At 65.3% G+C, this 11,451-nt stretch carries 14 protein-coding genes; 3 read left to right on the top strand and 11 right to left on the bottom strand.

Annotation, left to right across the window (positions count from 1 at the left end):
- Positions 1-174: 174 nt before the first annotated feature.
- The 6 genes from DT069_RS18600 to DT069_RS18570 all read right to left on the bottom strand — a co-directional run bounded on the left by DT069_RS18600 (position 175) and on the right by DT069_RS18570 (position 4,976).
- The gene (locus DT069_RS18600; protein ID WP_119461834.1) at positions 175-879 is read right to left on the bottom strand and encodes a hypothetical protein; all 705 of its coding nucleotides are present in this window, start codon (positions 877-879) and stop codon (positions 175-177) included.
- 363 nt (positions 880-1,242) lie between these two features.
- Positions 1,243-2,376 (bottom strand): transglycosylase SLT domain-containing protein, encoded by a 1,134-nt coding sequence (locus DT069_RS18590; protein WP_162913284.1) that lies wholly within the window; start codon positions 2,374-2,376, stop codon positions 1,243-1,245.
- An 11-nt stretch (positions 2,377-2,387) separates the two neighbouring features.
- Positions 2,388-3,659 carry a terminase large subunit domain-containing protein gene (locus DT069_RS18585; RefSeq protein ID WP_119461831.1) on the bottom strand — a complete coding sequence of 424 codons (1,272 nt, stop codon included), beginning with the start codon at positions 3,657-3,659 and terminating at the stop codon, positions 2,388-2,390.
- Positions 3,635-3,994, bottom strand: coding sequence for a hypothetical protein (locus DT069_RS18580; RefSeq protein ID WP_119461830.1), 360 nt, complete (start codon positions 3,992-3,994; stop codon positions 3,635-3,637). The genes DT069_RS18585 and DT069_RS18580 overlap by 25 nt, the downstream gene beginning before the upstream one ends.
- 93 nt (positions 3,995-4,087) lie before the next feature.
- The gene (locus DT069_RS18575) at positions 4,088-4,726 is read right to left on the bottom strand and encodes a hypothetical protein (RefSeq protein WP_119461829.1); all 639 of its coding nucleotides are present in this window, start codon (positions 4,724-4,726) and stop codon (positions 4,088-4,090) included.
- Positions 4,727-4,757: 31 nt separating this feature from the next.
- The gene (locus DT069_RS18570; protein ID WP_119461828.1) at positions 4,758-4,976 is read right to left on the bottom strand and encodes a hypothetical protein; all 219 of its coding nucleotides are present in this window, start codon (positions 4,974-4,976) and stop codon (positions 4,758-4,760) included.
- Between the two features lie 309 nt (positions 4,977-5,285).
- Here DT069_RS18570 and DT069_RS18565 point away from each other — a divergent pair, with 309 nt between their 5' ends.
- Both DT069_RS18565 and DT069_RS18560 read left to right on the top strand, forming a co-directional pair.
- Complete coding sequence (locus DT069_RS18565) at positions 5,286-5,987, top strand: LexA family transcriptional regulator (RefSeq protein ID WP_119461827.1); 702 nt, start codon at positions 5,286-5,288, stop codon at positions 5,985-5,987.
- A gap of 100 nt (positions 5,988-6,087) precedes the next feature.
- Entirely contained in the window at positions 6,088-6,393 is a 306-nt protein-coding gene (locus DT069_RS18560; RefSeq protein WP_119461826.1) for a hypothetical protein, read from the top strand.
- Positions 6,394-6,397: 4 nt separating this feature from the next.
- Here the strand turns inward: DT069_RS18560 and DT069_RS18555 are convergent, their stop codons facing one another.
- From DT069_RS18555 to DT069_RS18540, 4 genes are all read right to left on the bottom strand, one after another.
- Positions 6,398-6,679 (bottom strand): hypothetical protein, encoded by a 282-nt coding sequence (locus DT069_RS18555; RefSeq protein ID WP_162913283.1) that lies wholly within the window; start codon positions 6,677-6,679, stop codon positions 6,398-6,400.
- Positions 6,660-7,646, bottom strand: a complete 987-nt coding sequence (gene acuI, locus DT069_RS18550; protein ID WP_119461824.1) for an acrylyl-CoA reductase (NADPH) — start codon at positions 7,644-7,646, stop codon at positions 6,660-6,662. Before acuI ends, DT069_RS18555 begins: the two co-directional genes overlap by 20 nt.
- Positions 7,647-7,687: 41 nt before the next feature.
- Positions 7,688-8,854, bottom strand: a complete 1,167-nt coding sequence (locus DT069_RS18545) for an acetyl-CoA acetyltransferase (RefSeq protein ID WP_119461823.1) — start codon at positions 8,852-8,854, stop codon at positions 7,688-7,690.
- Between the two features lie 117 nt (positions 8,855-8,971).
- The gene (locus DT069_RS18540) at positions 8,972-9,409 is read right to left on the bottom strand and encodes a MarR family winged helix-turn-helix transcriptional regulator (protein WP_425450366.1); all 438 of its coding nucleotides are present in this window, start codon (positions 9,407-9,409) and stop codon (positions 8,972-8,974) included.
- A gap of 66 nt (positions 9,410-9,475) precedes the next feature.
- On the opposite strand from DT069_RS18540, the gene DT069_RS18535 reads away from it, so the two are divergent.
- Positions 9,476-9,901, top strand: a complete 426-nt coding sequence (locus DT069_RS18535) for a VOC family protein (RefSeq protein WP_425450365.1) — start codon at positions 9,476-9,478, stop codon at positions 9,899-9,901.
- 192 nt (positions 9,902-10,093) lie between these two features.
- Here DT069_RS18535 and DT069_RS18530 read toward each other — a convergent pair whose 3' ends face one another.
- Complete coding sequence (locus DT069_RS18530) at positions 10,094-11,446, bottom strand: dihydroorotase (protein ID WP_119461821.1); 1,353 nt, start codon at positions 11,444-11,446, stop codon at positions 10,094-10,096.
- Between the last annotated feature and the right edge of the window lie 5 nt (positions 11,447-11,451).

The following is an 11,451-nucleotide window of genomic DNA, read 5'->3' as shown; positions in this document are numbered from 1 at the left end:
GACCGGACGCGGCACCATCTGCCGCTCCAGCTCGGCCACACGCGACTCGAGCAGCCGCAGCCGCCTCTCCAAGGCGATGCTCATGACGTCGTCCTCTTGCAATGATGTCGATAGACCGGGTCCGCTCGACCGCTCAGATGAATGGTCTTGAGCGTGCGACGCTTTCAGAATCGATCAGGCGCGGACCATTCGAACGAGCCACTGCCATGATCTGGTAGCGGCGAGAACGCAGAAGTAAAGGATCAGCGGAATAGCACCGATGACGCCGCCGAACAGCGGGAACAGCACCAAGTTGTGCCATTGCAGGTTGCAGTCAACGCCTAGCCAAGCCGAAAGGCCGTCCCCATCAAAGCTGCTGTAGTCGCAGAACTCGCCTTGCGGATTATGCTGCAAGGCGGCGTAAGTTGCCGCAACGGACCATGTCAAACCCATGGCAAAAACAAAACCGCAGACGATGAAGTAGCACCGTTTCGCCATCCGCCACCCCCTCTCGGAACGGCTCTCCGGCGCCTGCTTCGGAGGCGTTCGGAATCTCGGCGCCGTCTCCCGATCCTGCGGCATCGTCTGTGTCATGCCGCCGCGTCTACGCAGCAGGTAACGCAGAAGTGCGATACCGCCTAAGGCGAGTGCGAGCGGTCCAAGCAGCGGGCCGGATATAACAGCAAACGATGTAAAAAACAGGCCTGCCAGCGCCCCGAGACGTACGTCGCAGATTCGGATAATGTGCGTGAAGTTCGCCGGCTCCAGCCCCGACACAAATTCGCAGAGTTCCCGAGGCGAACGTTCGAACGTGAGATAGCAAACCGTCAAGCTGACCAATACGCCAAGGAAAAGAGACGAGCCGACGTAGGATTTTAGGAAGATTCGAGAGCCGCTCATCTTCGCTCGTCTCGTGCAGCTACCGCGCCCTGTCCTTACGCCTGAGGGCTGCGTCTGAGCCACCTCAGTAAGGCAGCGACACTCAGGTATAGCGCGACAGGCAGGAGGAAAATGCCAGAGACGAACGCTGCATTGATGGCAACGAGAGGGGCGAGGTTACCGAAGACGATATTGCAATAGCCATGCTGCAAGATGATATCGCCGCGCTCCCCTTTTGGAACATACTCGCAGTAGGCTCCCTGAGGATTGTGGTCCAAAGCCATGTAAACCGTCGCCGCTCCGCCAAGCATTCCTGATAGGAGCGAAAATGCCACATAAACCTTAAGGAAGATTCGCGAGCGGCGCATATACGGGCCTTCTCTGTTATTGCTCCCAGAGCCTGGACTGATAGACGTCGGCAACCCGTGCGCCATAGTCGTTCACATGCTCGGCAGCACCAGCATTATAGATTGTAGCGATTTTTGCAACCTCTGGTTGATTTAACCGATCCTGTATTCGTCGAATCAATGTGACACCGGCTCGGATATTCGAATCTGGGTCGCTTAGATCCGCCTTGGGCCCTGCCAAATCGGACCAGAGCTTGGGATTGATATTCATGGGGAAAAGGCTGTCAGCCAACCCAAACTGTTCGGCAAGTCGAGCCAAGCCGAAGTAGTGTCCTTGAGCGTTCTCGACATACATGACGGCCTTCACCAGGTCGGGATCAACGCCCTGCCGTCGTGCCTCTTCTTCTATCAATGTCGTGTGCTTTGCCACCGCGTCGCGTCCGATGTCGTGGTCCGCGTGGAACGGCTCCTCTCCGTCCGCCTCGCGGCTGTTGGCAATATCGAATCGCGCCGGCCGGTCGTCTAGGATGTTCGCCCGCCGCCTCGGTTCCAGGTTAATCGTCGGAGTGCTGACGTCGCCGCGTGGACCGCCGAAGCCCTTGTCCGCCCACTCCGCCGATGGCGGTAGCGGAAGCTGCGGATAAGGCAGTGGCGGACTGGGCTTTGTCGGCGGAATCGGCAGATCGGCATTGGTCACAGCCGGAATGTCCGCTTGACCGCCGTTGGCCATTCTCGAGCGTAGCTTCCGGGTCATCTGCGGTTCGGCATCGGGTTCGACATACTCGGCAAGCATGGCGCCGATCAGACCGCCCTCCAGTCCGAGTGGCAGGTCGCGCAGGATTTCAGGCAGATCCTTCCGCTTTACCCGTCGCCCTGCTAGCTGCCCTTCCTCTCCGCGGATTCCCTGCCACCCGGCCGGATCGAGGAGACCGCCGATCACCGGCGTCTCGAACTGCACGATCGGGTCGAGCAATCCCCCGCCGGGATATGTAGACCCTTGCGGCGCCGCGTCCGGATTGAAGGGCGGCGTGCGCCAGGGCAACGGCTGGTACCGTTGCGGTACAGCTCGCGGCTTGAAAGGCATCGGCTGTAACCATTGCGCCAAATCTCCCAAATCGAAGGACGGTATGCGCGCGGGCATCAGCTGATACGGTTGCGAAGAGTTCATCATTTCGGCCCCTCTCACACGATCCATCGGTTGTCGTACTTGATCGGTGCCGCCGCGCCCTCGGCCGGCCGCAGCCCCACCGCGAGATAGCGCAGCGCATCGGCCGCATGGCTCGTCCAGTCATGCAGCGGCCGCGCCTTGAAGGCCTTCAGCTTGTCGTCATATTCACGACGGTACTGCCGCAGCGCCTCCAGCCCCCGCGCGCACCGCTCCGCGTCGACCCAGCAGCGGGGCAGCAGGTTGCGCACCGCCTGGATGCCGTCGTCGACCGGCAGGTTCGCCACCACCCGCGCCCGGAGGCCGAGCCCGGCCAGCGTCTCGAGCCGGCTCTTGCCGGTCCCGAGTTCCGTTACTCGAACGTCGTGCGGCAGCAGATGCTCGCCATAGGCATAGGGCTTCGCGCTCAGGACCTTGGCGTAGTGATCGAGCCCCACGCCCGACGCTTCGTAATAGTCGATCAGCCTGACCTCGCGGCCCGCCTGTTGGCAGAACCAGATCGCCGTCGAGTCGCCGACGCCGAGATCCCAGGCGGTATGGACCGGCAGCGCCGGCTCCCACGGCACCTTGCCGATTCGTCCCTCCCCCTCCGCCGCGGCGATCAGCTTGCCGTAATAGGAACCGGTCACCGCGACGTCGAAGGAGCATTCGAACTCCTGGGCATATTCATCCTCCGACATCACCGCCCGTGCCGCCGCCAACTCGCCCGCATCGATCACCCCCGTCTCGGAGGCGCGGAACCGCGCGGCGAACCAGTCCGGCTCCCGGGTCGCCCGGTCGTAGATCTCCCAGAACCCGTTGCGCCCCATCGGCGTGCCGATGAAGATCGCCCAGCCCTTGCGGTCGGTGAGCGCCGGCCGCAGCACCTCTGACCAGACCCGCGGGTTCATCTGCGCATATTCGTCGAGCACCACGCCGTCGAAATAGAGTCCGCGCAGCCGGTCCGGATCGTCGGCCCCGAACAGCCGGATCCGCGCCCCGCCCGGCAGGTCGCAGCGCAGTTCGCTCTCGTTGTGGCGGACGCCCGGGATCGGCGCCGTGTAGTGCTTGAGATAATCCCAGGCGACGCTCTTCGCCTGCCGGTAGAACGGCGCGACATAGGCGTAGCGCGGCTCGACAAGGGCATTCGCCACCGCCTTCGCGATCAGCTCGTTGATGCAGAACACCGTCTTGCCGAACCGCCGATGCGCGACCAGCACGTTGAAGCGTCCGAGAGTCCGATGAAGCTCTGCCTGGAGCGGTCGCGGCCTATAGGGCAGCGCGATCACGATTTCGGTTCGCCGCCCCATATCAGTCGGACCACCTGCTCCAGTTTCCTTTGATCCGGCTTGTCGCCGGCCGCCCCGGGCCCGCTTTTGCCATAGCCCCAGCTCAAGAGCGCGCTCGCCGCCGAGACCCGCGCCGCCGGCGTCGCGTCCGCATCCGTCATCACCGCCGCCAGCGCCGCCACCGCCGCATCCGCATGCGCGCGCGCCAGCACCCGAACCGCCGGATCGGTGGCCTGGCGCCGCTTCGCCGCCTTCGGCGGCGCTGTTGTGTTGGTAGGTGGTTTGTCCGAGGCGACAGCGGTCCCGCTGCCTTCACTCGCCCGCTTGCGGCCTGCCCGCCGAGGTTGTTTCGTCATGCTGCCCCCTCGGCACGAATCCCCGGATGGGGAGGGCCTCAAAGAAAATGGGGCCGGCGCCTCGGCGCACGACCCCATCAAAGAATAACCTCACTATATGCTTTTATTCCTATCTCTGTCAACAGAAAAATCGTCCCGGCGTTGCGCCAGGCTCGGCGCCTTGTGCGTCTCCATGCGGCCGATCCGGCAGGCCGAGCGGCCATAGCAGGCTGCGAGAATATCGAGGCCCTCGAGAACCGCTTCCAGTTCGGTCGCGTCGGCGCGGCGGGCAGAGGCCGGCCGCTGGCCGCCGGTATCCAGGAAGCGCGGCGGCCGTGCGAACACCGCGAGATTCTCCGTCGCGTCGCAGATCCGGCGGCTCGCCGCGAGAAGCCGGTTCTTGCCGAGACGGAACAGCCCCTCGATCCGGGCTTGCGCACCCTCGCTGAGTGGGCCGCCGCCACCGGAATCTCCACCGGCGCCGGCCGCTATCCGGGCATATACACGGTCGCTGGCGATCTGCGTCCGGCCGATGGTCCGGCGATAGAGGAAGGCGTAATAGCAGCCCGCCTCATGCTGCTGCGGCGTGACCAGGCCGCGCGCCAGCATCAGGCCGAGCGGCGATTCCGTCAGCGCCGGATCACCTCCCCCGGCGAGTGCCGCACGACGCGCCCGCAGCTCCGGCGTTCCCTGGTCGATCTTCGGCTGTTCGCTTCTCGGCCGGCCGCGCCGGCCGCTCCGCCACGCCTTCATCGCATCTCCTCCTCGGGCTGTTCATTCACCGTCACGACTCCTCTTCCTCCAGGCCCATCGCCCAGCGCTTGGCCCATTCGATCAGCCACAGCGCGCGTTCCGCCGTCATTTCGCTGTTGATGACCTCGAAGTCCCCGTCCGCCGTCACGCCGAGGCCGATCACCTGCTCCCAGGCGACCTTGCCGATCTCGGCAACGGCCTGCTGCGGCCGCAGCGTCTCCGACGTTGGAAATGCGATCACCCGCGTCATACTTTCACCATGCGATATGTCCTTTCGTGACGGCCGGCCCGCAGCTCCAGTCCTCCCGCTCCTTACAGGGGCCGCAGATTCGTTCATGACTGCCGCCGCTCGGGAACGGGCGCCGGCAGCACAGGCAGTTGCGCGCCCGGCGCCGTCCGACGCCGGGCCTGTGGTCGGAACCGGAGTCGACCGGCGCGGATCCCGCCGCCGGCGCCCCGGCCCATTCTTGATTGGAGCTTGACTGATGCAGTTTCATACGCAAATATTACGCATAACACGGAAACAGCGTCAACCGCTTTTTACGTATGATGATGTGAGATGACGGATAACCCGACGATCGAGGTCTCCGAGGCCGCCCGGCGCCTGAAGGCGCTGCGGGAGCAGTCCGGGCTTTCCATGCGGTCGGTCGCCGAGGCGCTCGGCTGGGCGCTCACGCGGTACCAGCATTACGAGGACCGCTACAAACGGCCCTTCCTGCCGGCGGACCTCGCTTATGCGCTCGCGGAAATCTTCAAGGCCGAGGGCATCGACCCCGCGTCCGTCCTGGAGCTGGCCGGTATCGGAACGGCACCCGCCGCGTCAGCCGGCGGAACGTCCCCGCTCCGGCTTGCCTCCGTCGCGCCATCGCCCGGCCCGGCGCGCGACCTGCCGGTCCTCGGCGCCGTAAAGGGCGGATCTGAAGGGTTTTATTTCAATGAGGGCGAGCCGAAGGAGTTCCTCCTGCGCCCGGCGAACCTGGCCGGCGCGACCGACGCGTTCGCGCTCTATGTCTATGGCGACAGCATGGAACCCCGCTATTTCGCCGGCGAGATCCTCTATGTGAATCCGAACCGGCCGCTCACCCGAAACTGCTTCGTCGCCGTCGAGCTGAGCGACGGCCAGGGCATGATCAAGCAGTTCGTCAGCCGCAGCGACGACTACGTCCTTCTGCGCCAGTTCAATCCGCGGAAGGACATCCGGCTACCCGCGCGCGAGGTGAGGCGCATCTACCGGATTACGGGGTCCGGAGAGCCGGGCTAGGCCCCACCCGCCACCGCGCAGCTCGATTTCTGCTTTTCGTATTACGTAATATGCGTTATAATACTCCGCGCTGATCAAACAGTTCCAGCGGGGGAATGGAATGGCTTTCGAATCGCGCGAACTCAGCGTCCTTGCCTATGCCAACGGCTTCACGCTCTGGCACTACCGCACCGAGGACAGCCTCGAAACGCTCACGCGCCAGCCGAACGGTGCCACGCAGGGCTATTTCGACGCCGCGCGGGAAATGGTCCGGAGCGGCGACCAGATCATCGTCAACCTAATCGCCGGTGGGCGAGTCGCGATGGCGAGTTTAGCCGTGACTGTCGTCGATCCGGCGGGATCGGTCGGCGTCGCGGCGCTCGAATCTTGTGTCGAACCGCCGGTGAACGAAGCCGTGGCGGCTTAACCTTTCAGTCGATCAGCATATAAGCGGGAGCATAGGCACCCACCAGCCGGTGGGCCTCGCCGGGCTGCGGCATCACGAAGCAGTCCGCCTCCGCCAGGGTACGGTAGCAGAAGCTCGGCCGTGGCGGCGGAAACCGGTCAGGCTCGATGAACCCGGCCTGCAGCAGCTCCGTTTCCGTCGGCGCGAAGGGCGCCAGCGGATTGCAGGCGGAAAGCGACAGCGCGAGCACTGCCCAGGCGACGGCGCTCCTCGTCTGCCGTGCCGGTCTATCGATTAACGTCGACAACCACGCGCCCTCGCACCTTGCCGGCCAGAATCTCGCTGCCGAGCCGCGGCAGGTCCGCCAAGCTTGCCGGCTGCATCATCCCGTCGAGCTTCGCCGTCGGCAGGTCCTGCACCAGCCGCGCCCAGGCCTGCTTGCGCCGCTCCGTCGGGCACATCACGGAATCGATGCCGAGCAGGTTGACGCCGCGGAGCAGGAACGGGATCACCGTCGTCTCGAGCTTCGTTCCGCCGGCGAGTCCCACGGCGGCAACGGAGCCATGATATTTGACGCCGGGCAGCACCGTCGCGAGCGTCGAGCCGCCGACCGAGTCGATACAGCCGGCCCACCGTTCGGTATCGAGCGGCTTGCCCGACGGCGTCTCGACCGCCGATCGTTCGATGATCGTCGCGGCGCCAAGCTCCTTCAGATACTCCTCCGTTTCCGACCGACCGGTCGATGCGACCACCTGATAGCCGAGCCTGGCCAGCACCGCGGTCGCCACGCTGCCGACGCCGCCGGCCGCGCCGGTCACCAGCACCTCGCCCTTCTCGGGCGTCACGCCATGCTCCTCCAGCGCCATGACCGCGAGCATGGCCGTGAACCCCGCCGTGCCGATGGCCATCGCGCGCTGCGGCGTCAGCCCGTCGGGCAGCGGCACCAGCCATTGCCCCTTGACCCTCGCCTTCTGGGCATAGCCGCCCCAATGCGCCTCGCCGACGCGCCAGCCGGTGAGGATGACCGCGTCACCCGGCTTCCAGGCCGGGTCGTCCGACTGCTCCACCCGACCGACGAAGTCGATGCCCGGCACATGCGGATAATTGCGCACCAGCCGGCCGAGGCCGTTGAGCACCAGCCCGTCCTTATAGTTCAGCGTCGAATAGTCGACGGCGACGGTGACGTCGCCGGCCGGCAGCGCCGTCTCCTCCAACTCCTGGACCGAACTCGACACCTTGCCGTCTTTCTCTTGCAGGACGAGCGCCTTGAACATGGCTTCCTTCGACTCCCTCTCTTGATTCGCTTTTCGGGACGCTAGCGCAGCGGCTCCAGAATGCTGACGTAATTGGCGACCGCCGTCCCGCCCATGTTGAATATACCGGCCAGCTTGGCGTCCTTCACCTGCATCTCATCCGCTTGGCCGGAAAGCTGCATCGCCGCCATTACATGCATCGACACGCCGGTCGCCCCGATCGGATGCCCCTTCGCCTTCAGCCCCCCGGACGGATTGACGGGAAGCTTTCCGTCCTTCTCCGTCCAGCCTTCGAGGATGGCACGCGCGCCCTCGCCGCGCGGCGTCAGGCCCATTGCCTCATATTCGATCAGTTCGGCGATGGTGAAGCAATCATGCGTCTCCACCAGACTCAGATCATCGAGCGTCAGCCGCGCCTTCTCCAGGGCCCGCCGCCAAGCAACCGCCGCACCCTCGAACAGCGTGACGTCCCGCCGGCTCATCGGCAGGAAGTCGTTCACCTGCTCCGCCGCCCGGAAGACGATGGCCTTGCGCAGCCGCAGGGCGGTTTCGAGATCGGCCAGCACGACCGCCGCCGCCCCGTCCGAGACGGGACTGCAGTCGGTGCGCTTCAGCGGCCCCGCGACCAGCGGGTTCTTGTCCGAAACGGTGCGGCAGAATTCATAGCCCAAATCCTTGCGCATCTGGGCCAGCGGGTTGGCGGCACCGTTCCTGTGGTTCTTCGCCGCGATACGCGCCAGCGCGTCGGACTGGTCGCCGTGCTTCTGGAAATAGAGGTCGGCGATCCGGCCGAATACCCCGGCGAAGCCGCCGGCGATCTCCGCCTCCTCCTTGACGTAACTGGCCTTCAGCAGATTGCCGGCGATCTCCAGCGCCGTCACGTCTGTCATCTTCTCGACGCCGACGACGAGCGATAGGCGCGCCTGCCCCGCGGCGATGCCGCGCAGGCCCGCATGGATCGCCGCGGTTCCGGTGGCGCAGGCATTCTCGACCCGCGTTGCCGGCTTGAAGCGCATGGCGGGGTCGGCCTGCAGCGCCAGCGAGGCCGGAAAATCCTGGCGCGAGAACCCGCCATTGAAATGGCCGACGAAGACCTCGTCGAGATCCGCCGCCGGAATACCCGCGTCTGCCAAGGCGGCGCCGGCCACCTGGACGATCAGGCTTTCGACATCCTCGCCTTGATGGCGCCCGAAGGGCGTATGACTCCAGCCGACGATGCAAGCGACCATGAAACGGCCTCCGCTCTATCCATCGCTGATCGATTTCCGAAGTCTAACAAAGCGGTTTACGCTTCGCCGCGCAACAAGACTCGCTCCGAAGTGGCGTCTCATTAGCGACGATCATCTTCAGGCCAAGGCGCGGAGGGCGGAGCGAATCTGACCGGCATCATGTTCGGCGAGCAGGCGATCAACATCGGAGTGTGTCCGCTCCCAGAGCGGGAGGGCATCCGCCAGTAACGACTCCCCTTCGCTCGTGAGCGCCAGAAGTCGGCTGCGTCTGTCATCTGGGTTCGCGACCACCGTAACCAGCCCGCGCCGCTCCAGCGGCTTGAGCGCCGCCGTCAGCGTGGTTCGGTCCATGGCGAGCAGAGATGCCACCGATCCCATGCTGGGCGGTTCCGGCCGGTTGAGCGACATCATCAGGGAGAATTGTCCGTTGGTCAGTCCGAGCGGGCGCAGCGCCTCGTCGAACCGCCGCGCCAGCGCCCGGGCCACCCGCTGCGCATGAAGGCACAGGCAGTGGTCGCGAACGAACAGGGTGGTCCCGTAGGGGATCATCGGCATCTTTGACATGCCCCATATATGTTGATGTCAACGATGTGCGTCAACTCAGTCCTGGGAGACCCTGAAGTGTCAGACGCCGCCTCGACCAATCGACCCGATACCGCGCCGCCCCTGAACGGCGGCGTGGTTCCCTACCTGATGCTCGACGGCGCGGCCGCAGCCATCGACTTTTACAAGGGCGCGCTCGGCGCCGAGGAGGCCGGCGAGCGGACCAGGACGGAGGACGGCCGAATTCTCAACGCATGCATCGACGTCAACGGCGGCTCGGTCATGCTGATGGACCCGATGCCCGAGCACAGCTACCCGGCCGTCGCCCCTCAGGCCTTCAACCTTCATCTCCAGGTAGACGACGCCGACCGCTGGTTCGACCGGGCCGTCACGGCGGGCTGCAACGTGCTGATGCCCATAGAGCTGCAGTTCTGGGGCGATCGCTACGGTATGGTGAAGGATCCCCACGGCGTCACCTGGGCGTTCGGCTCGCCCCCCGCGTGACCGCGCTCCGCGACCGGCCGACAAGCTTCCCCACGATTTCGACAAGGGAGTCCGATATGACCGACGCACAAACGCCGAAGTCCGCCGCCCTCCGTTTCCTATGAGTACCAGGAGTAGCTGGCTCAAGCGGTCCCAAAGAGCTTTTCAACTGGATCGACACATAGCTGAAATTCGGACTGAGACACTACCCGCTCAGGAAGTACTGTCCCCGGGTGCCAAGCACTCCGCGAAGCGCACCACCTCGCCGCTCGGCGCGCCGATCAGCGCGTCGTCGCGCATCACGATCTGCCCGCGCAGGATCGTTGCCTTCGGCCATCCGGTGACGCGGCGGCCGTCGAACGGCGTCCAGCCGCATTTCGCCGCGATCCAGTTCTTCGTGATCGTCCGCTGCGCCTTCAGGTCAACGACCGTTAGGTCGGCGTCATAGCCGATGGCGAGCCTCCCCTTGCCGGCAATGTTATAGATCCGCGCCGGCCCCGTGCTGGTCAGGTCTACGAGGCGTTCCAGCGTGAGGCGGCCCGCATTCAGGTGATCGAGTAGCAGCGGCAGCAGCGTCTGGACGCCGGGCATGCCCGACGGGCTCTGCGGATAGGGCCGCGCCTTCTCCTCACGCGTATGCGGCGCATGGTCCGACCCGACGCAATCGGCTAGCCCCTGCCCGACGGCCCGCCACAGCCCGTCGCGATGGCGGGCTTCGCGGATCGGCGGGTTCATCTGGGCGAAGCTGCCGAGCTCGGCATAGCACTCGGGCGCGGCAAGGGTCAGATGCTGCGGCGTCACCTCGAAGGTGACGAGGTCCTTGTGCTCCGCCAAGATCTCCGTCTCTTCCGAGGTCGTCACATGCAGTACATGCACGCGTCGCCCCGTCTCCCGGACAAGGCGCATCAGCCGCCGCGTCGCGGTCACCGCCGTCTCGACGTCGCGCCATTCCGGATGCAAAGCGACATCAGCGCCGTCGCGCACCAGTGCGAAGCGTTCCCGCAGGCGCTTCTCGTCCTCGGAATGGACGGCGACCCGACGGCGGCCGCTCTGCAGCACCGCGCGAATCGCGTCGTCCTCGGCGACCAGCAGATTGCCGGTAGAGCTGCCCATGAAGATCTTCACGCCGGCGCAGCCGGGCAGCCGCTCGAGCTCCCCCAGCACCGCCGCGTTCGATTCTGCAGCGCCCATGAAGAAGGCGAAGTCGCACCAAGCCCGGCCGCGGGCTCGCGCGACCTTGTCGGCCAGATCGGCGGCGGTCAGCGTGTTCGGATTGGTGTTCGGCATTTCGAAGATCGCGGTGACGCCGCCCAGCGCCGCCCCGGCCGTGCCGGTCGCGAGGTCCTCCTTATGCTCCAGGCCCGGCTCGCGGAAATGCACCTGCGAGTCGATGACGCCGGGCAGGATATGAAGCCCCTTGGCGTCGAAAACCTCCGCGGCCGAAGCCCGGCCGAGATCGCCGATCGCCGCGATCCTGCCGTCCTTCACGGCAATGTCGGATTCGGCAATCCCGTTCGGGGTCGCCGCGATTCCGCCTTTCAGAATGAGATCGTAGCTGTCCGCCATGAGCC

This window comes from Virgifigura deserti, from assembly GCA_003576685.1.
GTDB lineage: Bacteria > Pseudomonadota > Alphaproteobacteria > Dongiales > Dongiaceae > Virgifigura > Virgifigura deserti.
Note: the sequence above shows the minus strand (reverse complement) of the source record. Positions and strands in the feature narration are given on the sequence as shown.

Excerpts from the sequence above, each read along its gene's own strand:
- DT069_RS18575 (WP_119461829.1), bottom strand. The coding sequence starts at position 4,726 with ATGAAGGCGTGGCGGAGCGGCCGGCGCGGCCGGCCGAGAAGCGAACAG.
- DT069_RS18540 (WP_425450366.1), bottom strand. The coding sequence starts at position 9,409 with ATGCCGATGATCCCCTACGGGACCACCCTGTTCGTTCGCGACCACTGC.
- DT069_RS18560 (WP_119461826.1), top strand. The coding sequence starts at position 6,088 with ATGGCTTTCGAATCGCGCGAACTCAGCGTCCTTGCCTATGCCAACGGC.
- DT069_RS18580 (WP_119461830.1), bottom strand. The coding sequence starts at position 3,994 with ATGACGAAACAACCTCGGCGGGCAGGCCGCAAGCGGGCGAGTGAAGGC.
- DT069_RS18590 (WP_162913284.1), bottom strand. The coding sequence starts at position 2,376 with ATGATGAACTCTTCGCAACCGTATCAGCTGATGCCCGCGCGCATACCG.
- DT069_RS18570 (WP_119461828.1), bottom strand. The coding sequence starts at position 4,976 with ATGACGCGGGTGATCGCATTTCCAACGTCGGAGACGCTGCGGCCGCAG.
- DT069_RS18565 (WP_119461827.1), top strand. The coding sequence starts at position 5,286 with ATGACGGATAACCCGACGATCGAGGTCTCCGAGGCCGCCCGGCGCCTG.
- acuI (WP_119461824.1), bottom strand. The coding sequence starts at position 7,646 with ATGTTCAAGGCGCTCGTCCTGCAAGAGAAAGACGGCAAGGTGTCGAGT.
- DT069_RS18585 (WP_119461831.1), bottom strand. The coding sequence starts at position 3,659 with ATGGGGCGGCGAACCGAAATCGTGATCGCGCTGCCCTATAGGCCGCGA.
- DT069_RS18600 (WP_119461834.1), bottom strand. The coding sequence starts at position 879 with ATGAGCGGCTCTCGAATCTTCCTAAAATCCTACGTCGGCTCGTCTCTT.
- DT069_RS18530 (WP_119461821.1), bottom strand. The coding sequence starts at position 11,446 with ATGGCGGACAGCTACGATCTCATTCTGAAAGGCGGAATCGCGGCGACC.
- DT069_RS18545 (WP_119461823.1), bottom strand. The coding sequence starts at position 8,854 with ATGGTCGCTTGCATCGTCGGCTGGAGTCATACGCCCTTCGGGCGCCAT.